21 protein-coding genes are annotated in these 24,084 nt (G+C 48.9%); 14 read left to right on the top strand and 7 right to left on the bottom strand.

What is annotated here, in order from left to right; genetic code table 11:
• Position 1: 1 nt before the first annotated feature.
• From ACBZ72_07065 to ACBZ72_07035, 7 genes are all read left to right on the top strand, one after another.
• Positions 2-2,224 carry an ABC transporter substrate-binding protein gene (locus ACBZ72_07065; GenBank protein XES78626.1) on the top strand — a complete coding sequence of 741 codons (2,223 nt, stop codon included), beginning with the start codon at positions 2-4 and terminating at the stop codon, positions 2,222-2,224.
• Entirely contained in the window at positions 2,221-3,297 is a 1,077-nt protein-coding gene (locus tag ACBZ72_07060; GenBank protein ID XES78625.1) for a FecCD family ABC transporter permease, read from the top strand. The genes ACBZ72_07065 and ACBZ72_07060 overlap by 4 nt, the downstream gene beginning before the upstream one ends.
• Positions 3,294-4,118 (top strand): ABC transporter ATP-binding protein, encoded by an 825-nt coding sequence (locus tag ACBZ72_07055; GenBank protein ID XES78624.1) that lies wholly within the window; start codon positions 3,294-3,296, stop codon positions 4,116-4,118. Before ACBZ72_07060 ends, ACBZ72_07055 begins: the two co-directional genes overlap by 4 nt.
• A gap of 294 nt (positions 4,119-4,412) precedes the next feature.
• A complete protein-coding gene (locus tag ACBZ72_07050; protein ID XES78623.1) occupies positions 4,413-5,171 on the top strand; it encodes an adenosylcobinamide amidohydrolase in 759 nt (252 codons plus the stop codon).
• A gap of 19 nt (positions 5,172-5,190) precedes the next feature.
• Positions 5,191-6,051: an ABC transporter ATP-binding protein gene (locus ACBZ72_07045; protein XES78622.1), complete on the top strand. Its 861-nt coding sequence runs from the start codon at positions 5,191-5,193 to the stop codon at positions 6,049-6,051.
• On the top strand, positions 6,051-6,800 hold the full coding sequence (locus tag ACBZ72_07040) for an ABC transporter permease (GenBank protein XES78621.1): 750 nt from the start codon (positions 6,051-6,053) through the stop codon (positions 6,798-6,800). The genes ACBZ72_07045 and ACBZ72_07040 overlap by 1 nt, the downstream gene beginning before the upstream one ends.
• 23 nt (positions 6,801-6,823) lie before the next feature.
• A complete protein-coding gene (locus ACBZ72_07035) occupies positions 6,824-7,519 on the top strand; it encodes a DUF4443 domain-containing protein (GenBank protein ID XES78620.1) in 696 nt (231 codons plus the stop codon).
• A 25-nt stretch (positions 7,520-7,544) separates the two neighbouring features.
• On the opposite strand, the gene ACBZ72_07030 is transcribed toward ACBZ72_07035, so the two are convergent.
• The 4 genes from ACBZ72_07030 to ACBZ72_07015 form a co-directional block, all read right to left on the bottom strand.
• Positions 7,545-8,822, bottom strand: coding sequence for a hypothetical protein (locus ACBZ72_07030; protein XES78619.1), 1,278 nt, complete (start codon positions 8,820-8,822; stop codon positions 7,545-7,547).
• 248 nt (positions 8,823-9,070) lie between these two features.
• The gene (locus tag ACBZ72_07025; protein XES78618.1) at positions 9,071-9,805 is read right to left on the bottom strand and encodes a hypothetical protein; all 735 of its coding nucleotides are present in this window, start codon (positions 9,803-9,805) and stop codon (positions 9,071-9,073) included.
• A 167-nt stretch (positions 9,806-9,972) separates the two neighbouring features.
• Complete coding sequence (locus tag ACBZ72_07020; protein ID XES78617.1) at positions 9,973-10,167, bottom strand: hypothetical protein; 195 nt, start codon at positions 10,165-10,167, stop codon at positions 9,973-9,975.
• Positions 10,168-10,697: 530 nt separating this feature from the next.
• Positions 10,698-10,898, bottom strand: coding sequence for a hypothetical protein (locus ACBZ72_07015; GenBank protein ID XES78616.1), 201 nt, complete (start codon positions 10,896-10,898; stop codon positions 10,698-10,700).
• A gap of 232 nt (positions 10,899-11,130) precedes the next feature.
• Between ACBZ72_07015 and acs the strand changes: the two genes are divergently transcribed.
• Entirely contained in the window at positions 11,131-13,089 is a 1,959-nt protein-coding gene (gene acs / locus ACBZ72_07010) for an acetate--CoA ligase (protein XES78615.1), read from the top strand.
• 79 nt (positions 13,090-13,168) lie between these two features.
• On the opposite strand, the gene ACBZ72_07005 is transcribed toward acs, so the two are convergent.
• The 3 genes from ACBZ72_07005 to ACBZ72_06995 all read right to left on the bottom strand — a co-directional run bounded on the left by ACBZ72_07005 (position 13,169) and on the right by ACBZ72_06995 (position 16,104).
• Positions 13,169-15,253, bottom strand: coding sequence for a thioredoxin domain-containing protein (locus ACBZ72_07005; GenBank protein XES78614.1), 2,085 nt, complete (start codon positions 15,251-15,253; stop codon positions 13,169-13,171).
• Positions 15,254-15,314: 61 nt separating this feature from the next.
• The gene (locus ACBZ72_07000) at positions 15,315-15,770 is read right to left on the bottom strand and encodes a hypothetical protein (GenBank protein XES78613.1); all 456 of its coding nucleotides are present in this window, start codon (positions 15,768-15,770) and stop codon (positions 15,315-15,317) included.
• A 31-nt stretch (positions 15,771-15,801) separates the two neighbouring features.
• Complete coding sequence (locus tag ACBZ72_06995; protein ID XES78612.1) at positions 15,802-16,104, bottom strand: ArsR/SmtB family transcription factor; 303 nt, start codon at positions 16,102-16,104, stop codon at positions 15,802-15,804.
• 459 nt (positions 16,105-16,563) lie between these two features.
• On the opposite strand from ACBZ72_06995, the gene ACBZ72_06990 reads away from it, so the two are divergent.
• Genes ACBZ72_06990 through ACBZ72_06965 form a run of 6 tightly spaced genes read left to right on the top strand, consistent with a single transcriptional unit; the run spans position 16,564 to position 24,019 of the window.
• Positions 16,564-17,742: an ABC transporter permease gene (locus tag ACBZ72_06990; protein XES78611.1), complete on the top strand. Its 1,179-nt coding sequence runs from the start codon at positions 16,564-16,566 to the stop codon at positions 17,740-17,742.
• 10 nt (positions 17,743-17,752) lie between these two features.
• Positions 17,753-20,497 carry an NEW3 domain-containing protein gene (locus ACBZ72_06985; protein ID XES78610.1) on the top strand — a complete coding sequence of 915 codons (2,745 nt, stop codon included), beginning with the start codon at positions 17,753-17,755 and terminating at the stop codon, positions 20,495-20,497.
• 4 nt (positions 20,498-20,501) lie between these two features.
• On the top strand, positions 20,502-21,437 hold the full coding sequence (locus tag ACBZ72_06980; GenBank protein ID XES78609.1) for an ABC transporter ATP-binding protein: 936 nt from the start codon (positions 20,502-20,504) through the stop codon (positions 21,435-21,437).
• 2 nt (positions 21,438-21,439) lie between these two features.
• Entirely contained in the window at positions 21,440-22,489 is a 1,050-nt protein-coding gene (locus tag ACBZ72_06975; GenBank protein ID XES78608.1) for an ABC transporter permease, read from the top strand.
• A gap of 53 nt (positions 22,490-22,542) precedes the next feature.
• The gene (locus ACBZ72_06970; protein ID XES78607.1) at positions 22,543-22,758 is read left to right on the top strand and encodes a hypothetical protein; all 216 of its coding nucleotides are present in this window, start codon (positions 22,543-22,545) and stop codon (positions 22,756-22,758) included.
• Positions 22,739-24,019 carry a S1C family serine protease gene (locus ACBZ72_06965; GenBank protein ID XES78606.1) on the top strand — a complete coding sequence of 427 codons (1,281 nt, stop codon included), beginning with the start codon at positions 22,739-22,741 and terminating at the stop codon, positions 24,017-24,019. Before ACBZ72_06970 ends, ACBZ72_06965 begins: the two co-directional genes overlap by 20 nt.
• Positions 24,020-24,084 lie beyond the last annotated feature (65 nt).

Genomic DNA, 24,084 nt, shown 5'->3' with positions numbered 1-24,084 from the left:
GATGAATAAAACAACTACAATTATCGCTATTGTAATTATCGCCGCAGTAATCGGCGTCGCCGCTTACGGGTCATACACCCTTCTCAGCACCTCTCCCGAATCTTCCCCCTCGCCCTCTCCAACCCCCACCTCAACACCTACCCCAACACAAACGGCTACCCCAACCGCTACTCCCACCGTAGCACCCACTGCTAGCCCAACTGCTTCCGCTTCACCTTCTCCAACCGCCTCACCATCTCCCTCACCAACAACCACCCAATCACCCACTCCAACCACAACTTCTAGCCCCACACCAACAGCGTCACCAACCGCAACGCCTACCCCAACGCCAACACCTACACCCGAACCAAAAACCGTAACAGTAGTTGACAAACTCGGAACCTCCATCGAGTTGACCCTTCCATTAACACGTATAGTGGCTATCGATGGCACCGACCTCATCTGTGCTTTAGGCTGCCAAGACCAAATCGCGGGACGCAGCGAACTTTCCAGCGACGAAGAAGCCATTGTGCCTCAATCCGTGCTGGATTTGCCTGTGGTCGCCGAGACCTCTTTTAGCGTCAGCCCCGAACTCGTTCTTGAATTAGAGCCTGACTTGGTCATTGCCGATGAAGGTCTCTCTGATGAAATCCAAGACATGTTCCGCAACGCAGGCATACCCGTAATGATTGAAATGTCCATGGCGCCACGGCGCAACTCGTTCATACAAAACTTGGGCGTAATCTTGGAAGCGGAAGACAAAGCCGCAGAACTCATCGCCTTCGAGACGTACTACGAGAATCTGGTCACGGAACGAGTTGCCAACCTAACACGCGAAGAAAAACCCACCGTCTTCTTTGAATGGTACATGGACTGGTTCAGTTCAGGACCAAACTCCACCTACGACGAAATGATTGTCACCGCAGGTGGAATTAACGTCGCCGAAACAGCCACAACAGAAAATCCCCAAATGAGCGCAGAATACGTCCTGGGCGAAAACCCCGACATAATCCTACGCATGTCCACCTACCTTGACGGAGAAGAATTCTCAGACTTCACAACTTTGCAAAGCAACATCATGAACCGCGCCGGCATGGACGAAGTCAAAGCAGTCCAAGACGGCAAAGTCTACATCATCAAAAACACCGCTCTAGTCAGCCGCCGCGCCATAGGCTTGCTTTACCTAGCAAAATGGTTCCACCCCACCCTCTTCGCGGACATTAACCCCTCCGAAGTACACGCAGAAATGATTCAGAAATTCTACGGCGTAACCATAAACAACACCTTCGCCTACCCCGAAATCATCACCGTCACCGATGGCGCAGGCACCCAAATGACGCTGAACCAACCAATTGAACGCATCGTCAGCATAAACTCCGGCTTAACCGAGATTCTATGCGCCCTCAACTGTGAAGACAAACTTGTTGGACGCGACAAGAGCTCAACCCTTCCCCCTTCAGTTCTTGAAATCCCAGCCGTTGCCGATAACTCATATTTGCCCAACGTGGAGATGATTTTGGAGTTGCAGCCTGACATTTTGTTTGCGGACTCCATGTTGCCCTACAACGAGGTGCTCATGAATCAACTGCGAGACTCAGGTGTACCCATCTTTATCGCGGACCCCTCAGACCCAGAGCCGACTGCGCACTCCAATGAGACTGTGATTGACTTCAGCTGTAAACTTGTCAGCACGATGGCTTCAATTGTTGGCAGCCAAGACATCGCCCAAGAATACGTTGAATACGTGCAACACTACAACGAGTTGGTCAAAACTCGCCTAGTGGACTTGACTGCAGACCAGAAACCGCGTGTGATGCTTGAATGGTATGAGCCCTACAACACTTTTGTGACTCCTGGCTTAGACCAAGCAGGCGGAATCAACATTGCGGAAAACCAGACGGAATATGCTCCTGTGCTGAGCGCGGAATTCGTTGTTGAGCAAAACCCTGAAGTCATAATTTACATGGTTAGCAGCCCTGACCATGTTGAAGCAGACTTCATAGCTATTCGGGACTCAATTCTGAACCGTCCAGCTTTGGGTGATATTGACGCCATCAAAAACGGGAAGGTCTACGTCTGCGATTGGGTTGCACGAGGTGGAATCCGCTGTGTGGTCGGCTACCTCTACTGGGCTAAATGGTGTCAGCCCACCCTATTCGCAGACATCGACCCTGCAGCATTAAATTCGGAAGTGAATCAAAAGTTTTTCGGAGCTGACATCTCAGGAGTGTACGCATACCCATGACAACAGCCGCTGAACTAAACAGCCTCTACAAGAAAGGCAAGAAACGCAAAATTCTTGCCATAGTTTCCATCTTTTTAGCTTTAATTGTAGCTATTGTTGTTTCAGTTAGCCTCGGCGCTGGTTCTCCACGCTTCAACGAGGCTATGCATGTTATCTTCGCAAAGCTTTTCCCAACCCTAGGAATCAACCCTGGAACCCGCCTTACGCAAACCATCATCATGGACCTGCGGCTTCCCCGCATCGCTTTGGCAATTATCGCTGGAGCTGGTCTTGCCGCTTCAGGGGCAACAATGCAAGGTGTGTTGCGCAATCCCCTTGTTTCCTCCTACATTCTGGGGATTTCTTCAGCCGCAGGGTTTGGCGCCGCTCTAGCCATCGTTTTCGGCGTGGGCGTCATTGCCGGAATCGGCAACTACTTGGTTATTGCTAACGCCTTTGTTTTCAGCATGCTTGCTATGCTGCTTGTTTATGGAATTGCCCGCTTAAGGGGCATATCGACAGAAACCATAATTTTGGCGGGTGTCGCTATAGGTTTTCTGTTCTCTGCTTTGCTCTCCCTCATTCAGTACATTGCCCCCGAACATGAAGCCGTGCGGGCGGTGGTTTTCTGGCTCATGGGTGGACTCAACTCGGCAACTTGGGAAAGCATCATGATTGTTGTACCCATTGTGGTGATTACGGTGGTTCTTATGGTGTTTCAATCTTGGAACATCAACGTTTTAAGCATGGGCGAGGATGTGGCGACCAGTCTAGGCGTCAACTCCAAACGAGTCCTCGCGATAACCATGGTTTTAGAGACTTTGGCAACTGCCACAATAATCGCTTTCACAGGAGTCATCGGGTTTGTCTGCTTAATTTCACCCCACATTGCCCGAATGCTGATTGGAAGCGACCACCGATTCCTTATCCCCTCAGCCGCCTTGATTGGTGCGGTTTTGCTTTTATGCTCCGACACTGTGGGTAGGCTGATTCTTCAACCCGCGGAGTTACCCGTTGGAATTGTGACTTCGCTGTTGGGTGTCCCATTCTTCATTTATATATTAGTAAGTAAAAGGAGGCAAAGTTGGCGATGAAACTTGAAATAAATAAACTTTCGTTCAGCTACGCTGGATTTCAAGTCTTAAAAGAAATCGAAATAGAGGTGAAACCCGGAGAAATTTTGAGCATCGTAGGGCCAAACGGCTCTGGCAAAAGCACCCTGCTGAAATGCATAAACCGCATCTTGAAAACCACGCAAAACACAGTGCTAATTGACGGGCAGGACTCGACGAAGCTCAGCCTAAAAGAGCTCTCTAAAATAATGGGGTATGTTCCTCAGAACTCCACAAGCGCGTTTGCTTTCACCGTTTTCGATGTCGTGTTGATGGGAAGAAAACCCTACATCCACTGGAACCTAAGCGAACGAGACAATGAGATAGTTGCAGAAGTACTGGATTTTCTGGGAATCGGCGAGTTAGCAATGCGGCACTTCAGTGAGCTCAGCGGCGGTGAACAACAAAAAGTCATCATGGCGCGTGCCCTTGCTCAGCAGCCACAGTTTCTGCTTTTGGACGAACCCACAAGCTCTCTTGATATAAAGCATCAACTTGAGATTCTGTGCATGCTCAAGAGCTTAACTCAAACCAATGACCGTTCAGTTATCGTTTCTATACACGACTTGAACTTGGCTAGCCGTTTCTCCGACCGAATGGTGATGTTGCGGCATGGACAGATTTTCGCGTTAGGCACCCCTGAAGAGGTATTAACAGAAGAAAACATTGACGCGGTTTACGGCATCAGCTGTAAAGTAACCAGTTCAATTTTGGGGCGTCCTCAGGTTTTACCCTTAACGTCCCAAGCAATTGAGGCAAGAAAACTGCGGTCGCACGCTCAACTTGCAGTTAACTATGCATAACGGAAAGAACGTCATGACGCAACTCAGGGCAGCTTTCACCCCATTTCCCACAGAGACTGTGCCCTCTATCCTTGCCCTAGCACGGTCAACGACCGTCGGCGATGGCATTGTCTCAAAGACGTTAACCCTGCGCAGTATAACACAATTGAAGGGTTGCAGGTGACCGTTGAACACGGGCTGTGACTGGCTACTGAGAACATCAAGAAACAACAACGACCGTCGCTTCCCCAGCAAGTCGAGGGCTTACTGGGAGGTCAGGCGAAAAAAAGAAAATAACAAGGACTGGACCAAAAAATGAATAACTATAACGAAAAATTGAGTGAAAAAGAAATCAAAACATCGTTAACGGACGTGGACGCCAAAGTAATCTACCACATCTACAAGGGCTTTCGGCTAAACACTTTACTTGTCAGCTTTGGCGAGCCACGCAGGGTGCTTTCTACTTTGGACGGCTACAAAAAAGTGCCCTACATCGGCAACACTTACACTCCACTGAAACTCTCCGAATACACAATGCAAAATTTCCGTGCATACAAACACGATTTCCCTTTAACCTTGGGCATCCTTCCTCGGTCTATTGCGTTTTTGGGGACAGGCGTGGATATGGATAACTTAGCAGTCTGCGAAAAAACCTATGAAGAATTAACAGTTTGCTGTTTAGCCACCGCAGGAGCAAAGGGCAACGCTTTGCGAACCGGCGTGGATGTGGCGTCTTATGTGGAGCGAAACGGCAAATTTGTTGGAGCAGGAACAATAAACGTCATTCTTCTTACCAACGCTGCTTTACGCGGAGGTGCCATGGCGCGTGCTGTCATAACGGCAACCGAAGCCAAAACCGCAGCCCTTCAAGATTTAGATGTGCAAAGTACCTACAGCAATAACCAAGCAACAGGTACCGGAACCGACAATGTTATTGTTGCTTCAGGTAAACTTGGTAAACCGCTCATGTTGGCAAGTGGGCACACCAAAATTGGCGAGTTAATTGGCTCCACAACCAAAATTGCGGTTGCTGAGGCACTCAAAAAGCATGATGGCATAAAAAACCCAACTTAAACAAGGGAGAGAGATGAAGTTGAGTGAATTCATAGTCGCTGAAAAACTAACCAAAACCTACGGCAAATTAAACGCCGTCAACAACTTAGATTTGACTGTTCGTTCAGGAGAAATTTTTGGTTTCCTAGGACCTAACGGTGCAGGTAAAACCACCACCATACGTGTCATGACTACCCTCACTAAACCCACGTCTGGTTCGGTGCAGATAGACGGCTACGACGTGGTGAGCAAGGCTGACAAAGTAAAAAAAGTAATTGGCGTAGCTCAGCAGCACCTGAGTTTAGACCGCGATTTAACCATACGCGAAAACATGGAGTTCCATGCGCGCCTGCATCATTTGGGTGGGGCAGAGCGGAAACGCCGTATCAAAGAGCTGCTTGAGTACGTTGAGCTTACCGAATACGCTGACCGCATGGTTGACACGCTTTCGGGGGGCATGAAAAAACGAGCCGCTATCGTCAGTTCTCTGCTGCATGACCCGAAGGTGCTGTTTTTGGATGAACCCACAGTAGGGCTGGATGCTCAAGGGCGACGTCGCCTTTGGGATTTGGTGCGCCGCCTGAATCTGGATGGCACCACAATTTTCCTCACAACCCACTACATCGAGGAAGCTGAAGCCCTCTGCAACCGCGTAGGTATCATGCATCATGGGCAACTGATAGCGTTGGATACACCGTTGGCGTTGCGTGAAAAGTTGGGGTTGGTTGCAGTGGAATCCCTTGTGGGCAAAGAGACGTGTTACAAGTATTTTGCCGACCGCGCCAGCGCCAATGTTTACGTGCAGACTTTGGGGTCGGAGGCAAAAATCGTGACTATCCGTGACTCAAACTTGGAAGATGTCTTTGTAGAGTTAACAGGTCAAAGAGTAGGTGACGCATAATGCTGACTGCCCTTAGTGATGTTTATTCTGTTTTGTGGATGGATTTGCGAAATCTGAAGCGGCACTGGCGCGCAGTAGTTGCCACCAGCCTAATTCAGCCTCTTTTGTACCTGGTGGCTTTTGGCTACGGGTTGGGACGCGACGTCAGCTTTGAAGGCGTCAGCTACTTAGCGTTCGTTATCCCTGGCATTGTTGCGTTGACGGCTTTTTCGACCAGTTTCAGCGGAGCCTCCTCCAAGCTTCAAGTGGACCGGTTCTTCTACAAAAGCTTCGACGAACTGCTGATGTCGCCTGTTAGCCTGTATTCCATTGTTACTGGAAAAGCTTTGATTGGAGTAGTGCGTGGGCTAATAAGCTCCTTGGCAATCCTGCTTGTGGGGCTGTTTCTTGAACCCTCCATAATCGTCAGCCCCGTCTTTCTGCTGAGTCTGTTTACGGCGTGCTTTGTGTTTGCACTGTTTGGTGTGCTGGTGGCGTTGGTGATAAACTCGCATCAGGGCATGAGCACCTTCAACAGTCTAGTGATTCTGCCGATGACTTTTCTTTGCGGTACCTTCTTCTCCTTAGATGCAATGCCTGAAGCCGCTAAATGGGTGCTCTACATCTTGCCCCTTACTCCAGCGAGTCAAACCTTGCGTGCAGCCGGTTTAGGTCAAGCTTTCCCTTGGCTATCCTATGTGTTGCTGATAGGCTTTGGTGTGGCTTTCTTTGCGGCAAGCGTGTTTGTGCTAAAGAAAACCAGTGTTTAAAATCTTGGGAGGTGACACAAAAAATGTATGGAGACGAAAGTAACACAGGGACTGCACTAAAACAGTTCCTTGAACGCTTAGTGGAAGTGAAAGCTCCCGGTCCTCCTTTATCCTTTGGAGTTTTCCACTTGTTTTGTGCCTTGGAGTTCATGTCAAAAGGAAGAATCGGACGTAACCGCCTTGCAGAACAGATAGCTGTCGGCGAAGGCGCCATCCGCACTATAGTACAAAGGTTAGTCAATGCAGGTTTGATGGGCATTTCCAGAGCCGGTTGCGTACTAACCGTGGAAGGTTTACATATTTGGAGAGAACTGGAGAGGTTTTTTCCTAAACGGGTGGCGTTTTTGCGGTCAGAGCTGTCTGGGTACGACTTCAATTTTGCTTTTCTGGTGCGAGGATGCAACAGCAAAGTAAGGTCAGGCATTGAACAGCGTGACATGGCAGTTGCTGCGGGTGCGCTTTGTGCAGTGGTCGTTGTTTTTCAGGACGGACGTTTGCGTATTGAATCTGTCAGTGAAGACATTGAAGTGGCATTTCCTGATGCTGCCCGTTTGATCCATGGGCATCTTGACCCAAAGGAGGGCGATGTGGTTGTCATTGCCGGCGGCGACACCGCTTTGAGTGCTAAGCAGGGTGCTTTTGCAGCTAGTTGGTCTATGCTTACTGTGCAACGATCCAAACCTGTAACGGGAAATCTGTTGATTGATGTAAAAAGGTGAACGAACCTTTTTCTCCTTCTTCACATTATTTGCTTGAGTCATAGTTTGCTATAACGTTAGCGTCTGTGTCCGGTGTCTTGTATGTTCCTGAGGCCTTTTCTAGTCCGTTGCCGTTGGTCCAGCTGGAGAAGGTATAGATAAGGTGGTTCCAGCCTAAGAGTGGTGTTACGGCTGTTACAGTGTGGGTTGTTCCTTTTTCCCATATGAAATAAGTTGAGGGTAAATCCCAGTAGTCGTATCCTACTTCATCGATTACAAGGACTATTCCGCCGCTTAGTTTAGACATCTCTGTTGTCGCGAAGTTTATGGTTACGGTTGTCTGCTCGTAGTTTACTGTGACTGTTGTGTCTTTTTCGGGTACTGTAAAAGTTCCTGAAACCTCTTTCAGTCCGTTACCGTTGGTCCAACTGACGAACCTGAAGATGTTGTCATCCCAGCCTTTAAGAGGCGTTGATGCTTCCACTTTGTGGGTCGTTCCTGGAACCCACTTGAAAGTTGTCCAAGGCAAGTCATAGTAGTCGTAGGGTGTGCCGTCAATGGTGACTATGGTTCCGCCTGAGAAGTTTTTCAATCCCTCCGCTGTGAACTTGATGTTTACTGGTTTGTTCGGGTTTGATGTTAAGGTTGGCGTCGGGGTGGGCGTTGGAGTTGGGGTGGACGTAGGGGTAGGAGTAGGCGTTGGTGTCGGTGATGGTGTAGGTGTAGGCGTCGGAGTTGGTGTTGGGGTTGGCGTAGGTGTAGGAGTCGGTGATGGCGTAGACGTTGGGGTTGCTGTAGGTGTTGGAGTGGGCGTTGGGGTTGGAGTGGGCGTAGGTGAAGGTGTAGGTGTCGGGGGACTCGTGGGCGACCCAGTGTCCATTGGCTCTGCGGGTGCCTTGGCAACATATGTTAATGCTTGTTGTCCCGCAGTGGACAGTACCTTGAACTTGTATGTGCCTTCCTCAGTCCAAGGATAAGTTATGTTGAAACTGATTATTTCTTCTGCCGGAACCGGAATCGCAGCAGACAAAGTTTGGCTTTCAAAATTTGACGACGAATCCGCTACATAAACGGCGAGAATCTGTGCGTCGGAGGTTCCCGAGTTTCCAATATCTAAGGTTATGGTGTCTGGGGTGGGGAAAGCTACGTTTGCTTCAAACAGGAACACTCCCGCCTGCTCGGTAGCGTTTTCTACACTGGTCGAAATCCACGCGTAGGTTACGGCGGTTGCAGCTACCGCTATCACAATTATAAGTAACGTAGCCAAGATTGGCGTTAAGGCTCGTTTGGCGCGGGCGGATGGTCGCATTTGAGGCACATCCAAAATTATGAGTGCACCTTCTTTAAAACTATATGAATTCTTACTACATGCATTATGGCTGGTTATGTTACGCTTTTGGCTCAGTCAAAAGCCGCCGCCCCTGACCAAACGCCGCCTTTTCTGCCCATTTAAAAACGTTAACGAAGCAAAAATTGAACGCTAAACCAGAAAAGCAGCCCGAATCTCAAAAAACTGAAAGCGGATTCTTTTTGCAAACGGTGGTTAACCTGACTCGTTAACGGATATGCAGGTTAAGCTGCTGGGGCATCTCTTGCCCTGCGCTTTCTCTGAACTACTGCCAGCGTTAAACCCGCAGCTGAGGCTGCTAAAAACAGTGGCACCATTAGTGCGGCTGGAAACTCGGGTATTGTCCACACGTTGGAGTCCTGCAGAACAAGGTGTTGTGTTGTGGTTTGGGTTGGCAGTTCTGTGTAGACTTTGGTCAAGTAGTATTCGATAAGAACGCCTGTTTGTTTATCAAAGTAAAGGTCCATGTAGCTATATGCTGTGTCTTCCCCGCCGGTGTTGTTCACCTCGATATGATTCACTTGTCGGGCTTCACCTGCGAAGTCGCGAAAACTTGTGCCATTTATAACATAAGGCAACTCTGACCCTGGAAAAAGCAAGCTGCCCGCCGTCAAGTTCGCCGCGTAAAGCAGCACCGTCCCCGTGATTCCGCTGTTAACTTCGTCTGTTTCAGTAGTAGACACCTGTGACCCATTCTTGTACGTAAAAACCTCTTCAACAACCGCAGTAGACCCTGCAACCTGCTGCACAGTGACCTGCAGTGTGGATTCATTTTGGGCTGCTAAGTATGCCGGCACAACATCGTTGGGGTTTGTAGAGTTCCAATAGTAGATGGATTGATACGTGAATGTGTCCCCCACATAAACCCCTGGCACAGCTTGAGGCTGCGCAAAAACACTAGCAGCTGTTGAGGCAACCAAAAGTGTCAATATAAACGCGGAAAGGGCAATTTTCTTCATTTTCATCACCCACTATCTATATAGGCGTAAAGGAGTGTTTTTATGAGTTACGAATTTTTTCCCAAATCTCTCCCACATTCAAAAATGCAACACAACAAAAACTTCTTACAAAAAAACTGCTGCGTAAAAATAGAATTTAAAAGATGCCACAAAGTGGCGAAGAAAAGCTAAACTTCCTTAATTTCACACTTAAGCTTCTTGATGGTTTCCTCTGCTCTTCCAGATTCAACCTTCAACGTGTACAAAGTGCTTGGCGTGCGAAGCTTCAACTTAACCGAGCCTTTCAGCCTTTTAACCGCGCAGAACTTGGCGTTTGCGCTCATTTCGACGAATTTTTCTACGTTAGTTACTTCAGCAGGCATCATTTTCACCGATTGCCATTTTCATGGACGCCCCCCGTGTTTTTATCTGTTTTGGTGGCAACCTCCCTAAAGTTAAACCTCAAACTCCCAATATAGCTATCCTTCTGTCTCCATTTCAATGTGCGCATCGGTTTCCTTTTTTGTTTAGCCTCATTTTTCTGGCGAACTTCAACCTTCAACAACTGCTGTGCCCAACCACTTGAATAATGATGTAGCCAACTTTAATCGGCAACCAGAAGGTTACACTTCGCATAACCGCAGCCACAACACGCGTGTAGTACAGACGAAATACCCTAAAAGATGAAAAGGTTTGTCAGTAAGATTTCCAGACCGCCAACTGAAAAACACTGATCGCATTCTGTACTGCGCTTGACAGAAAAATAAACCGAAATAAAAAAGTTCAAAATCTGCCTGAACACAACAAAAAATACAGATACAAGGCAAAAGTATTCAACCCGAGAATCATGAAGAAAAAGGTTCTTCGAGTGTAAGATGCTGGCGAAGAATCGGCGTTTGGTTATCCTCTGCCTCTACTCTTTCTTCGGTTTTATGCCGATCTTTATGTTAACCTCCACTGTATATTCGTTCTCAGTTTTGCCAACTGCAAAATGCCAATCCTTAACGTCGACCTCCATGTCCTTAAAAGTAGAAACCAGTTTTTCTCGGTACTCGGTGATTGTCTCGCCGATTTTCTGCATCCGCTCCGTCACATCTATGTTTTTGTCAGACATTTAAATCACACCTCCTAAAACTTAGTACCGTTTATTTCTAGACTCGCGGTCTCGTTTTAAGGGTATGTGACTGTACGGACACAACATCAAACAAAGAACACCGCTTGCGTTTGAGTAGTTTAACCGCTGTGGTGCACTCCTACTCAAAGGGGGTGTCAATAGAATCAAAAACCAATAAAGCTTATATTCTTTAAATCTCAACGTTGTCCAGCCAAATTCGGATGGAAAAGAAATGTCAGAAGCTAGCTTACCATTTAACGAAAAATATTCTCCAAGCTCTGAAACAATCACTTCCGGAGAAAAACGGAAGCAGATTTGGGAACAATCCTTAAAGGATCCTCAAGCGTTCTGGGCAGAAAAAGCAAAGGCCATAGACTGGTTTAAACCCGCCGAAAAAGCCCTTGATGATTCAAACCCGCCCTTCTACAAGTGGTTCAACGGCGCCGAACTGAACGCTTCCTACAACACCCTAGACAGGCACGTGAAAACTGCCAAAAAAAACAAACTTGCCTACATCTGGGAAGGCGAACTTGGAGAAGTCAAAACCTACACTTACTACCAACTTTACCGAGAAGTTAACAAACTAGCCAAAGTTCTCCAAGACTTCGGACTCAAAAAAGGCGACCGTATTGCTGTTTACCTTCCAGTAATACCTGAACTCCCCATAACCCTGCTTGCAGCGGCACGCCTCGGAGTGGTTCACGCTGTCGTCTTTAGTGGATTTAGCGCCGAAGCCCTAGCGGACCGCGTTAATGATTCAGGCGCCAAAGTTCTCTTAACCGCCGACGGCTCCTTCCGCAGAGGCAAACCAATCGCCATCAAAGACAACGCTGACCGCGCCCTCAAAACTACACCCTCCGTAGAAAAAGTAATCGTCGTCAAACGCACAGGTCAACAAGTCCAGATGCAAGAGGGCAGAGACTTCTGGTATGATGACGTTTTAACACAAGCTGGCGCAAACGCATATGTTGAACCTGAAAAGATGCAAGCAACCGACCCCCTGTTCATCCTTTACACGTCTGGAACCACAGGCAAACCCAAGGGCGTTCAACATGGTACAGGCGGATACTTGGTTTGGGCTTACTGGACCCTTAAATGGGCATTTAACCCAACTGACGAAGACATTTACTGGTGCGTTGCCGACATCGGCTGGATTACAGGACACACCTACAACGTTTACGCCCCCCTGAGCTTAGGCATAACCGCTTTTCTGTTCGAAGGCACTCCTGATTACCCCGCTCAAGACCGATGGTGGAGCATCATCGAACGTCACGGCATTTCCATCCTCTATGGCACCCCCACCGCAGTTCGCATGTTCATGAAGTTCGGCGAACAATGGCCAAACAAACACGACCTCAGCAGCCTACGCATCTTGGGCACCGTCGGTGAACCAATAAACCCTGAAGCATGGAAATGGTACTACACCGTCATCGGCAAAGAAAAACTCGCAATAATCGACACCTGGTGGCAGACCGAGACAGGCGGATTCATGATTGCACCCCTAAGCGGCATCGAACTCACCCCACAAAAACCCGGCTCTGCAACGCTTCCTCTGCCTGCAATAAACGCCGACATTTACGACGACAAGGGTCAATCTGTCCCCGCTGGCACCAAAGGCTTCCTCGTGGTGAAATCTCCTTGGCCTGGCATGTTGCAGACCCTATGGAAAGACCCCGAACGGTTCAAGCAAACATACTTTGGCAGATGGGCAAACACCTACTACACAGGCGACTACGCAGTCCGCGACGACGACGGCTACTTCTGGCTACTGGGCAGAGCTGACGAGGTTCTCAAAGTTGCAGGTCACCGAATCGGCACCGTCGAGCTTGAATCCGCGTTGGTTTCTCACCCAGCAATCTCTGAAGCCGCAGTCATGGGCAAAGAAGACGTTGTCAAAGGCGAAGTCCCAGTCGCATTTGTTGTGCTGCGTAGCGGTGTACAGCCCAGCGAAGACCTGCGCAAAGAACTCGTCAAACACATACGCGTCACCATCGGCCCCATTGCCACCCCAGACGCAATCGTCATCGTCAACAAGCTACCTAAGACGCGAAGCGGCAAAATCATGCGCAGAATCCTCAAAGCAGTCCTTGTCGGCGCACCCATCGGCGACGTATCCACCCTCGAAGACGACGCGTCTGTTGAAGACATCAAGAACACCTACGAAGAAATGCGCAAGCAACTCAGCAAGTAAGCTGAGTTCTCTTTTTCTTTCTTTGTTTTTTCTTTCTTGAAAACTATTTGTTTTATCACAAAAGAACGTGGGTTTAGCGTTATTTGGCGCCAAGTAACTCCAGCATTTTCTGCGTCTGGTTTGTCGGCGGCATGCACGTTTGATTAAGACAAACGTACGCGGTTGCTTTGCCCTCCAGTTGCTCATAGCCGACGCCTGTATCCGCTGGTTCCCGAAGCTGAACCATCATGTTGGGCAGATACTGTTCTCGTAAAGCCCTCAACATTTCTTCTGTGTCTTTTCCTTCAGGGTCGCCAACCAGCACGATGCTCTGAGATGGTCCCACCATAAAATTCACGCCTGCAAGCAGCCAAGTGTACGCTTCTGGTGCGCTTTGCACTTCCAACGAAAACGCCTTAACAAGTTTGCGCGCCATCTCCTCAAAAACCGGTTCGTCAGCCAAAACACTGAGCCGCAGTAGGTTGAGCAGCGCTAGGGAGTTGCCTGATGGTGAGGCGCCGTCGTAAATCTGTTTCATTCTGGGCATTCCTGAGGCTGGCTTTGCCGCTGTGAAGTAGTATCCGCCGTTTTGGTCATCCCAAAATAGCGTGTTCATTTTCTGAGTCAGCTCCACGGCGGAATTTAGGTACTGTTTGTCAAATGTTGCCTCATAGAGCTCAAGTAGCCCAAACACTAAAGCGGTGTAGTCATCCAGAAAACCCTCCACAGCTCTTTCACCCCCTGCGTAACGATGATACAGTGACCCCTCTGAGTTTCGCATTTGGGTCAAAAAGAAGTTCGCCGTTTTCTTTGCTACATCCACAAATTTGGCTTCTTCAAGAACTTTGCCTGCTTTAGCTAAAGCCGCAATCATCAGCCCGTTCCAGTCTGTCAACACCTTAATGTCAGTGGCTGGCGGCGTACGGGTTTTGCGTGCCTCAAAGAGGGCATTGCGAATTCTGCCCATTCTGGCGATGAGTTCATCAAGGGATACGCCTTTTGATGCGGCAATTTCCTCTAAGGGTTCTGCAATGTGCAAAATGTTTTTGCCGTTCTTTCTTCCAACGGCAGCCTCGATATAGTTACCTTCCGCCGATAACCCAAACAGCTGAACCGCCAAATCCGCGTCCGCGGGCTCCAAGACTTCCATGACTTGCTGCATGGTCCACAGGTAAACCTTGCCTTCTTCCCCTTCGGTGTCCGCGTCCTGCGACGAATAGAACCCGCCTTCTGAAGGCGCTAACTCCCGCAAAACATACTCCAACGTTTCCTTCGCGGTGAGCTTGAATTTGCCCGCCCCCGTCGCCTGATACATCTCCGTGTACGCCAACGCCAGCAACGCCTGGTCGTAGAGCATCTTTTCAAAATGCGGAACCAACCAACGCTGGTCGGTGCTGTAACGGTGAACGCCAAACCCTACTTGGTCAAATATGCCGCCTAACCGCATCTGCCGCAGCGTCTTCTCCACCATATCCAAAGCGTCTTGGGTGCCGGTGCTCTTCCAATAGCGTAGCAGAAACAGCAGGCTGTGAGGACGGGGAAATTTAGGCGCTCGCCCAAACCCGCCGTGTTCAGCGTCAAAGTTCTGCGCCAAACTTTCATAACCTTCTTCCAGCACTGCCTTTCCCAATTCGTTTTCTGGGGTGCGTTTCTCCATATATTCAACGCGGCTCCTGATTTCAGCGCCCATTATGTCTAGTTGGTTTCCTCGCATCCGCCAAATCTGCATAACCTGAGGCACAAGCTCCATCAACCCAACTATGCCTCCACGGCTATCTTTAGGTATGTAGCTGCCGGCAAAAAACGGGTTTAAACGCGGCGTCATCAAAATACTCAACGGCCACCCACAGTTTCTTCCCATCGCTTGGCAAACAGCCATATACGCGGCGTCAACGTCGGGGCGTTCTTCTCGGTCAACCTTGATGCAGACAAACGACGCATTCAAAAGCTCAGCAACCTCTTGGTCCTCAAAGCATTCTTTCTCCATAACATGGCACCAATGGCAAGAGGAGTAACCGATGCTTAGAAAGATGGGCTTGTTTTCAGCTTTGGCTTTTTCAAACGCTTCAGGACTCCATGGGTGCCAGTCCACGGGGTTGTAGGCGTGTTGAAACAGGTAGGGACTTTTTTCGTTAATTAACCTGTTCGGCTTGTTTTGATTTGGAGTTTGGGGTTGGGGCTGCACGAAAAACCTTCCTGTTCCCCATTATAGGCTCTGCTGTGATATTAGCGTTCCTTACAGCGGCTTAATACTTGATGCTCAGATAGACTAGGACTGAGAGCGCGATGAGTTCAAACAAGTCCGGCAGAATAATCCACCACAACACGAAAGGACCCAACCCGAACAGCCCAAAACCGAACGCTCCAGGGATGAAGGGACTTGCCGCTAAGTCTTTTATAAGAAAGACGATGGCAAAAAGCAGCAGTCCAATGGTGAACTCCGAGCGGGTCTTCAAGTAGATGCCAGCGTAGGTTATTATGAGAACAACTAGAAGCGTGATGTTGATGGCGGAGAAGACGGTTCGGGCAACGTAGTAGAGTTGTAAATCTGAGAAGGCAACCACTTGGGGCTGTCGAGAGAATGGAGAGCTTGATTGTGCTTGAGTACTGCTAGTGTATATGTATGAAGCCATAACCCCTGTTATTACCGCTAAAACTATCAACGCTGTTATAGCGATTACGATTTTTAGTTTCCTGCTCATTGTTAAGTTCCTCTTTCATTCTCTCCCTTTTCTATTTTTTCCATATTTTCTTCAGAATCTCCTCAAACACGGCGTAATTGTCTTCCATGGTTTGGGTCAGAAAATATGTTGCCCCATACTTGTCCCCCACCGATGTCACGATATGGTTTTTCTCCAGAACTTCCAGATGGTACCGTACCGTTTTATAGTCTAACTTAAGGGCGTTTGCCAACTGGTTTGCGTTTTGCGGAGTATCATGTATCTTTTTTATAACTTCTGCACGCGTCATGCCTCCTCGAGTTCCAGCGATTAGCCACCCAAGCAGATACTTCAACGGACGCGCATTGACAGGCATGATTTTTACTCCGCAGAGATTCTTTAACAACCCTTACTTGGTTCCAGCTATAAACGTATCCCTCTGAACTTTTTCTATTCAAAAATGTAGGGACAGATTTGGGAGAGAATTGGGTGTAATCCTGAAAAATGATTTTAAACAATTCGAGCCCCTCAAAGACCGAGAGCAACGCAACACACCCCACTCTCCGAAGACTCGACCGGTTTCGGGACGGTTTGAGCTGCCCCTCTTTATCCTCAGCCGTCCCGGAGCTTGGCAGAAATATCTGGAAGTTCGGTTAAGCAAGCTCGAAACTTGGGAGAAACGAAAATCTTGAATGCGCCGATAGGTGATGAAAATAGTTTTGCCATGCCAAACCGTTTTTGCGGCTTACCATCCACTTTTCTTTTAAGGTCTTCTGGCTGCGGTCAGCACAAAACGACTGCCGCGTCCTTTTTCTTTGTTTTTTTGTTAGTGCTTTTGATTTCCGCCCCTGTATCCGTAGCCGCTGCCCAACCTCAGCAGTCTTATAACGATGCAGAAGCATCCACCCTACAAACCGCCGCTGAGGCATCAAGCGTTGAGCTAGTTGAAATTGACTGTAGCCTCTCTCCTGTATTCAACGGTTTGGCTCCTGAAAACATGACCAACTTTGGGTCAGCTTTTCCCGACGGGACTTTTGCTCCTGGCCAGTTTGGAACCAGGGATGGACAATTTGGTGATTTTGGAAGCTTCCCCCTGCCCAGTCAAGAACTCAACGGTTCAGTGTTTGACGGGGGATCATTTATGCGACTTGGTGTTTCTTTGATGAATGAATCTTCATATTCTGACATTAGCTCAATCAGCGGGGTTGTTGCCGTTGCTCCAACTCTACAGGTGTCTGAAAACCAAAACTTAACCATAACCCCTAATCCACAAGAACAACCCACTTTTAACTTCTACACCGTAATGGGGGTACCCCTGTCTTCCTCCATTATTGATGTCTGCCCAGTTCTCCCCACAAACATAACTGCAGGACGGAACTTGCAAGCAGCCGACAGCGGCGTAGTCATTGTAAGTGAGCGTACATCCGAGTCTCTCGATGCAAAAATCGGTGATACGATTACCCTTTTTGAACAGTCCTTCAAAGTGGTGGGCATATACGGGGCGCCCTCTGGGCTCCTCAATTCAGGCGCCGTTTACATGAGTCTCTCTGACGCTCAATCAATATCCGGCAACGCAGGAAAAATTTCCAACCTTAAAGTATTCGCCGACGCAAACGTGGAGGACGTATCCTCAGTGGTTAACGAGATAAAAACTCTTCACCCTGAGCTTTCGGTGGTCACGGCACAAGATTTTGACGCGGCTCCTTTTTCCTCTCCTTCTCCCCAGCCTGTACAGCAAACTTCGCCTTCAGAGCAAGAGGGCGCCTCCTCTTCTTTTGACTTCATCTATGTCGTAATTGCCGCCGTTGCGGTGGTTATGATTGTGGCTTCGCTGGTTATATCCAGAAGACATAGTCACACAAAACGGCACGCTGAAGCTGGTGATTTTTCTGCAACGGATTCAGGGGATGCAAAATCTTCTTCCTTCTCTTACTTTTCTTTGTTGAAGTGTAGCGTGAGACTTCTTTCGATAAATCTTTTAACCAACTGTTTTTCAAAAACCTCAAAATTTTAAGGTGACTTAAATGAACCAAACAAACACTGAACACAAGTTTAGACTCTCTAAACCCTTTAAATCACGTGTTGCCAGAAAAAAAGCATCTGTTCTTGCCCTAATTTTGCTTTACGGGGCTTCGATGCTGACTTTGTTGGCGACAACACCCGCATTTGCCTCCACGCAAAGTACCGTTGTTAAGGGCACAATACTTGACGCTGCAGGCACCGGAGTAGGCGATGCTGCAGTAACCGTCAGTTCGTCGGGTGCGCAAGTCTTAACCACATACACTGATTCATATGGGAACTTCACTATAGTCAATCTTGAATTTGGAACATACACCCTTACCCTGACCAAAACAGGTTACGCTAAGCTTGTCCAAAGCATAATGGTGAACACGTTTGGGCAGCATCTTGGCACCCTGACGTTATCTCCAGCATTAAACCTTACCGCCTCGATTCTGAGCCAAGTAGCTAACCCCAGCGACCAAATCACTTTTCCAGTAACCTTGAAGAATTCTGGAGGCGAAAGTGAAACCACCACGTTTTCTACTTCTGCTCCATCAGACTGGAAGGTGAGGGTTTTAAACGGTAACTCTGAGGTCTCTACCATAGTTTTGGCTTCCCAGCAAAGTGTTGCGCTTCAATTAGAGGTCACTGTTCCATCCTCCGCTGCGGTGAATCAAGCTTACAGCATTTCATTAAATGCGTCTGGGGTAGTAGACTCCTCTATGGCTTTTACCGTGTTAGTTACCTCTCCATCCACGGGTATTGTCACGGGGACAGCAGTAGATGAATCAGGCAACAGCTTAAGCGGGGTCACTGTTTACGCTTACGATTCCAACGGGATTCTGCGGCAAAGTGTCTCCACCTCAACCACTGGCGCCTTCAGCATCGAAATTCCAGTCTCCACATCAATCACCCTTACGTTCGTCAAAGACGGCTACGCGGACACCACCAAAAACGTCAACATAAGCTCGCAAAGTCAAACAATGAACCTTGGCAAAACCGTCCTGCCTAAAACCCTGCAGCTATCTTCTTCAGTGATAGGCACTACTGCAAGTCCAGGCAACGCACTAAAACTCCCCTTCACCGTAACCAATGCTGGCCAAGACGCACAAACAGTAACGTTCTCTGCGTCGTGCCCCGACGGCTGGTCCGCTACGATTCTGGACTCCACGGGACGTGAAGTTAACAGCTTTTCGTTGGCGGCAGGGTCAACTTCCAACTTACAGTTAGAAGTAACGGTTCCCATCAGCGCTTCAGGCATCCACAATCTGACTTTGTCCGCGACTGGCAAAACAGCTTCCACTTTGAGCTTCAACGTGAACGTAGGTGTAAGTAATTCTTCTTTGCTGTCCTGCCCGTTCACAGGGATGTCGGTTTCTTTGGGGGACTCCGCCAAGTTCGCGGTTACTGTGACTAATCCTTACAGTGTTACAATGCGGTTTAAAGTGTGGGCTGATTTGGTTCCCTCTGGCTGGACCGTTTCGGTTGAGACTTCAACAGGGGAGTCAGTTACCGAGCTACTGCTTAACGCAAACCAAGCAGCAAACTTGGTTGTCATGGTGACTTCGCCTGACAACGCAGCCACAGACCAAACATATAATCTACAGTTGAAGGCAGAACCCGTTGGGCAAGCTCTAACGTCGTCTTTACAGTTGAGCGTGGGCTTAACAGCTGCAGCCCAAGAATCCTTGCTGTCTTGTTCTTTCCCAGGAATATCAGTCACACCCGGGGACTCTGCCAAATTCACCGTTTCTTTAACCAATCCTTTCAGTGTTGCCGCCCGCTTCAAAGTCTCAGTTGATTCTATTCCAGCAAATTGGACCGCTTCCGTAAAAACCAACACAGGCGAAACAGTCACAGAGGTTCTTCTTGATGCAGGGCAATCAGTGAATCTGGGCATCCAAGTGGAAACCGCCCCCTCCTCCATCACTGGACAAACATACAACTTTACAGTGAAGGCGCAATCTACCACTTACAACTTATCCAGTTCGATTCCTGTAACTGTCGCTTTAACCGAAGCCACAAACGAAGTAACCCTTACCGCGTCCCTTCCAGAAATTGCCATAACGGCAGGAAACACCGCAGACTACTCCATAACCGTCGCGAACTTGGGCGTCACAGACAGACGTCTTTTCTTGTCCGCTGAGGTGCCTTCAGGCTGGAAAGCGGTTTTCAAATCGGGAAACACCGAAGTGACCACACTTTACTTATACTCAGGAAACACCAGTGCCCTCACCCTTGTCGTAACTCCTCCAAGCACCGTTTCTGTGGGCAGCTACTCCATTCCCATCCACGTAAAATCTGACAGCGGCGCTGAATTGGACTCACTGAACTTAACCGCAACCATCACAGGCTCCTACGGTATCTCCTTGAATTTGTCAACGTACTTGACTAGCACCACCAGCGGCGGAGACACATCCTTCACAGCAGCAGTCACCAACTCAGGCTACTCCACCCTTACTGGCGTCACACTTGAGGTTACCCTTCCAGAGTCAGATTGGGACTACACTGTGTCCCCAGTACAGGTGGGAACGCTTGGTCCTAAGGAATCCGTGTCTTTCACCGTTGAAGTCTCCACGCCTTCCTCCACTGTTTCAGGCGACTACATGGTTACCGTTGAAGGTTCAAGTGACCAAACAAGCTCCAGTGCCTCCCAAGTGCGCGTCACCATATCCACTTCTACTTCGTGGGGCATCTACGGCATAGGCATAGCGGCACTGTTCATCGTGATTTTGGTATTAGTCTTTAAGAAATTCAAACGGAGATGAAAAAATGTCCCAACCAATCATTCAAACCAGTGAACTCACCAAAACATACGGCGAGTTCACAGCAGTAAACCACCTGAACATAAACGTCAACAAAGGCGAAGTTGTGGGGCTTCTGGGCCAAAACGGGTCAGGAAAAACCACCACCTTCCTGATGCTGATGGGGCTAAGTGTGCCAACATCGGGCACCGCCAAAATCGCGGGGTACGATGTCGTGCAGGACTCAAAAGCCGTGCGAACCGTCTGTGGGCTCCTCCCCGACGGCGCAGGCTACTACGAGGACTTGACCGCAAAACAAAACCTCAGCTACATCGGACAACTCAACGACATCCCCAAACTAGAGCGCGATAAACGTGTAGCAGAACTGCTGGGGGTCGTGGGGTTAAGCAAAGTTGCCGACAAAAAAGTAGAGCAGTTCTCCAGAGGTATGAAGCAACGGCTGGGCATAGCGGAAGTTTTGATGAAGAAGCCGCAGGTGGCCTTTTTTGACGAACCCACAATCGGCTTAGACCCACAGGGCACCAAAGACATTCGTGAACTTCTGCTTAGGCTCAACAAGGAACAGGGCATCACCATCGTTTTGTCCTCACACCTGTTGCATGACGTGCAGCAGACCTGCAATCGACTGCTGATTATTCGCGCGGGCAAACTCATCGCCGACGACACCATCGGAAACCTCTCCAGCAAACTTTTGAGCCGCGAGCAACCCGTTATCGAATTCGAGCTGACCACGATGGCTCCCGACATGCTTAAAGAAATAGAAGGCATAAGCGGCGTCACTTCGGTTAATCAGGAAAACGGTAGGCTCTACGTGAAGATGAACGCCAACAAGGCACGGGAAGTTTCTGAGACCATAACCAAGCATAACTCGACGATTCTGCTCATGAAGCCCAAAGAGTACAGTTTGGAGGAAATTTACCTTCAATTCTACGAGGCGGACTAAAAATGGCAAACTTTATGACTGTATGCAGAAAGGAACTTGGCGACCAGTTGGGCAGCAAACGCTACATCCTGCTTTTCCTCTTGATAGTTGCGTTATCCACCCTGTCGGCTTATCAAGGCGCCGCCGTCGTGCGTGACAGCTTCAACCCAACCTTTATGTCTGTCTTTACTGGTTCGCTAGGTGGCTTTTCCTTTGTTACTTTGATGGTGTATTTTGGTCCAATCATTGGGTTAGCTTTAGGCTTTGACGCCATTAACAAAGAACGCTCCACGGGAAGCCTTTCCGTGCTTCTGTCTCAGCCCATATTTCGCGATTCAATACTTAACGGTAAATTCCTCGCAGGCGTTGGCGCTCTGGCATTGCTGGCGGGCAGCACCGTAGGCATACTGGTCGGAGTCTCCATTCCGCTACTGGGTTTTGGTCCCGAACTTGCAGACGTTTCACGCATAGTCTTCTTTACCCTGCTCTTGGTGCTATACTTGGCGTTTTGGCTTGCCCTGAGCCTCTTGTTCTCCACCGCCATCAAAAAAACAACCTCCTCTATTCTCGCCGCTATCTCAACTTGGCTGTTCTTTGTTTTCATCGTAGCAATTTCGGCTTCACTGATTGCAAACGCCGCAGTGCCTGTTTCTTCACCAACTGGTTTTCAATCCATAACGATTCCAAGTAACCAGTCATTCAGGCAGCCTGGAGGCGAGGGCGGCTTCGATTTCGGAAACGCAACCGTCAACATTTTCCGCCAAAACGAAACCTCCACATACATAACTCAAATGCAGACAAGAACCTCCCTTGAATCAGCCATCCAAAGCATTTCACCGTCGTATTTGTTCAGTCAGGCAGCTTCAACCATTCTGGGAGGCGGTTCGGGATCCAGTTCTATCTCAGTTGGCTTCGTGTCTGGGACATCTGGGACACCTTTCCGTGACCCTGAAGCCAGCCAAAGCATATCCTCCTGCTGGCCCCAAGTCACCGCCATAGCAGTCGCCACTATTGCTTGCTTTGTTGCGGCTTACATGCTGTTCTTGCGCCGAGAAATCCGAGCAGGAGGATAATCCCTCCTTCCCTTTTTTCGAATTGTTTTCAACAAAAACTGGGTTTGGTGAACTTGTCTAATCATCATGTCAAAAATCTGGAAACTCTTCGTAGACATGAAGCGCAGAGGTGGCGAGTAAACATCAGTTTAGCCGCGGCTCCTTTAAGCGTCAAAACTTCCAGCCAAGAGGTTTTCTCCGATATCAGTAAATACGGGGCTTCCACCCTTACAGAAGCATCGTTAACCCTTGAAAAAGAGGTGACGCATGATGGAAAACCCGCAAAATGAACCCCCCGATGCCTCTACCGTTCCTGAGGTTTCACCTCCGCAACCGCCTTCACCCCGTGAACCTGAACCGCCCCGAAAAACCAGAAAAGCAAAACGTTTCTCTGCCCTTGTTTTGGCTGCGATTCTTCTGGTGGGGTTGATTGGCGGCGGCTTACTTGGTTTCTCGCTTAGTTACGCCACCTTTAATGGGCGCATCGGAGATTTGCAGGCGCAACTGCAAAATTTGCCACCCACCAACGTCACCTACGTTTCGTACCCAAACGCCACTTACGTTTTGACTGAAAATGTTTCTCTCGCCGCCTTGTACAGCCAAGTTCGACCTTCAGTGGTTGTCATCCAGGATTTTGTGCCGCAATACAGCATTTTCGGCGGCTTCTTAGTTGGGTACACACAGCAACAGGGCTCAGGGTTTGTAACCCTAGTCGGCAGCAACCCCGTGGTAGTCACCAATAATCATGTGATTCAAAATTCCGTCAACGTAACCGTGACTTTCGCCAACGGCGACAGCTATCCCTCAAGGGTGTTGGGTGCTGACCCCCAAGCGGACCTTGCTGTTCTTGCCCTTGACGGTGAATCAGCGGATTTTCAGCCTGTGACCCTTGTCAGTTCCTCCAACCTGCAAGTCGGTGACCCTGTGGTGGCAGTAGGCTCACCTTATGGCTTGTCAGGAACCTTAACCACAGGCATCGTTAGCGCGTTAGGCAGAACCATCACCGAAACAGACGGCACACAGAACATAAACATCCCTGACGTTATCCAGACCAGCACTGCCATCAACCCCGGCAACTCCGGTGGACCCCTGATTAACTACCGTGGCGAAGTTGTAGGCATAACCACCGCTGCAGTCAGCAACTCCGAAGGGTTAGGGTTTGTGATTCCGTCGGATACGATTCTCCGCGAGGTTTCTTCACTTGTCAAAAACGGCGTCTATGACCAGCATCCAACAATAAACGCGGCGGGAACCGACATGACCTACCAAATTGCGCAAGCAGTGGGCACTAACGTCACTTATGGGTGGCTTGTTGAAACCGTAGGCGCCATGAACGGGCTCATTGGGGGCTCGACGAGGGTTACGGTTTTGGGTTCTCAGATAATCACAGGCGGTGACATCATAATAGGCATCAACGGAACCCGCATCGCCAATACCGACGACCTCTTATCTTATTTGGAGCGGCACACCTTGCCTGGGCAAACTGTGGACTTCACGGCGATACGCGACGGACAAACTCGGGTCGTTTCTGTAACCATTGGCAAACTATAACTTTCAGGCACATTTTCTTTTTTATTTTAACTTTGTTTAAGGTTTTTCTTTCGTTTTTTTAGGTT

The organism is Candidatus Bathyarchaeia archaeon (genome assembly GCA_041447175.1).
Classification (GTDB): Archaea; Thermoproteota; Bathyarchaeia; order Bathyarchaeales; family Bathycorpusculaceae; genus JADGNF01.
The sequence above is the reverse complement of the archived record's forward strand: the minus strand, read 5'-3'. Positions and strand labels throughout refer to the sequence as shown.

Bases quoted from the DNA above. Each gene is read 5' to 3' on its own strand.
- ACBZ72_07055 (XES78624.1), top strand. From the start codon at position 3,294: ATGAAACTTGAAATAAATAAACTTTCGTTCAGCTACGCTGGATTTCAA.
- ACBZ72_06985 (XES78610.1), top strand. From the start codon at position 17,753: ATGAACCAAACAAACACTGAACACAAGTTTAGACTCTCTAAACCCTTT.
- ACBZ72_06995 (XES78612.1), bottom strand. From the start codon at position 16,104: ATGCCTGTCAATGCGCGTCCGTTGAAGTATCTGCTTGGGTGGCTAATC.
- ACBZ72_06975 (XES78608.1), top strand. From the start codon at position 21,440: ATGGCAAACTTTATGACTGTATGCAGAAAGGAACTTGGCGACCAGTTG.
- ACBZ72_06965 (XES78606.1), top strand. From the start codon at position 22,739: ATGGAAAACCCGCAAAATGAACCCCCCGATGCCTCTACCGTTCCTGAG.
- acs (XES78615.1), top strand. From the start codon at position 11,131: ATGTCAGAAGCTAGCTTACCATTTAACGAAAAATATTCTCCAAGCTCT.
- ACBZ72_07060 (XES78625.1), top strand. From the start codon at position 2,221: ATGACAACAGCCGCTGAACTAAACAGCCTCTACAAGAAAGGCAAGAAA.
- ACBZ72_07040 (XES78621.1), top strand. From the start codon at position 6,051: ATGCTGACTGCCCTTAGTGATGTTTATTCTGTTTTGTGGATGGATTTG.
- ACBZ72_07035 (XES78620.1), top strand. From the start codon at position 6,824: ATGTATGGAGACGAAAGTAACACAGGGACTGCACTAAAACAGTTCCTT.
- ACBZ72_07000 (XES78613.1), bottom strand. From the start codon at position 15,770: ATGAGCAGGAAACTAAAAATCGTAATCGCTATAACAGCGTTGATAGTT.
- ACBZ72_07025 (XES78618.1), bottom strand. From the start codon at position 9,805: ATGAAGAAAATTGCCCTTTCCGCGTTTATATTGACACTTTTGGTTGCC.
- ACBZ72_06980 (XES78609.1), top strand. From the start codon at position 20,502: ATGTCCCAACCAATCATTCAAACCAGTGAACTCACCAAAACATACGGC.
- ACBZ72_07050 (XES78623.1), top strand. From the start codon at position 4,413: ATGAATAACTATAACGAAAAATTGAGTGAAAAAGAAATCAAAACATCG.
- ACBZ72_07015 (XES78616.1), bottom strand. From the start codon at position 10,898: ATGTCTGACAAAAACATAGATGTGACGGAGCGGATGCAGAAAATCGGC.
- ACBZ72_07065 (XES78626.1), top strand. From the start codon at position 2: ATGAATAAAACAACTACAATTATCGCTATTGTAATTATCGCCGCAGTA.
- ACBZ72_07020 (XES78617.1), bottom strand. From the start codon at position 10,167: ATGCCTGCTGAAGTAACTAACGTAGAAAAATTCGTCGAAATGAGCGCA.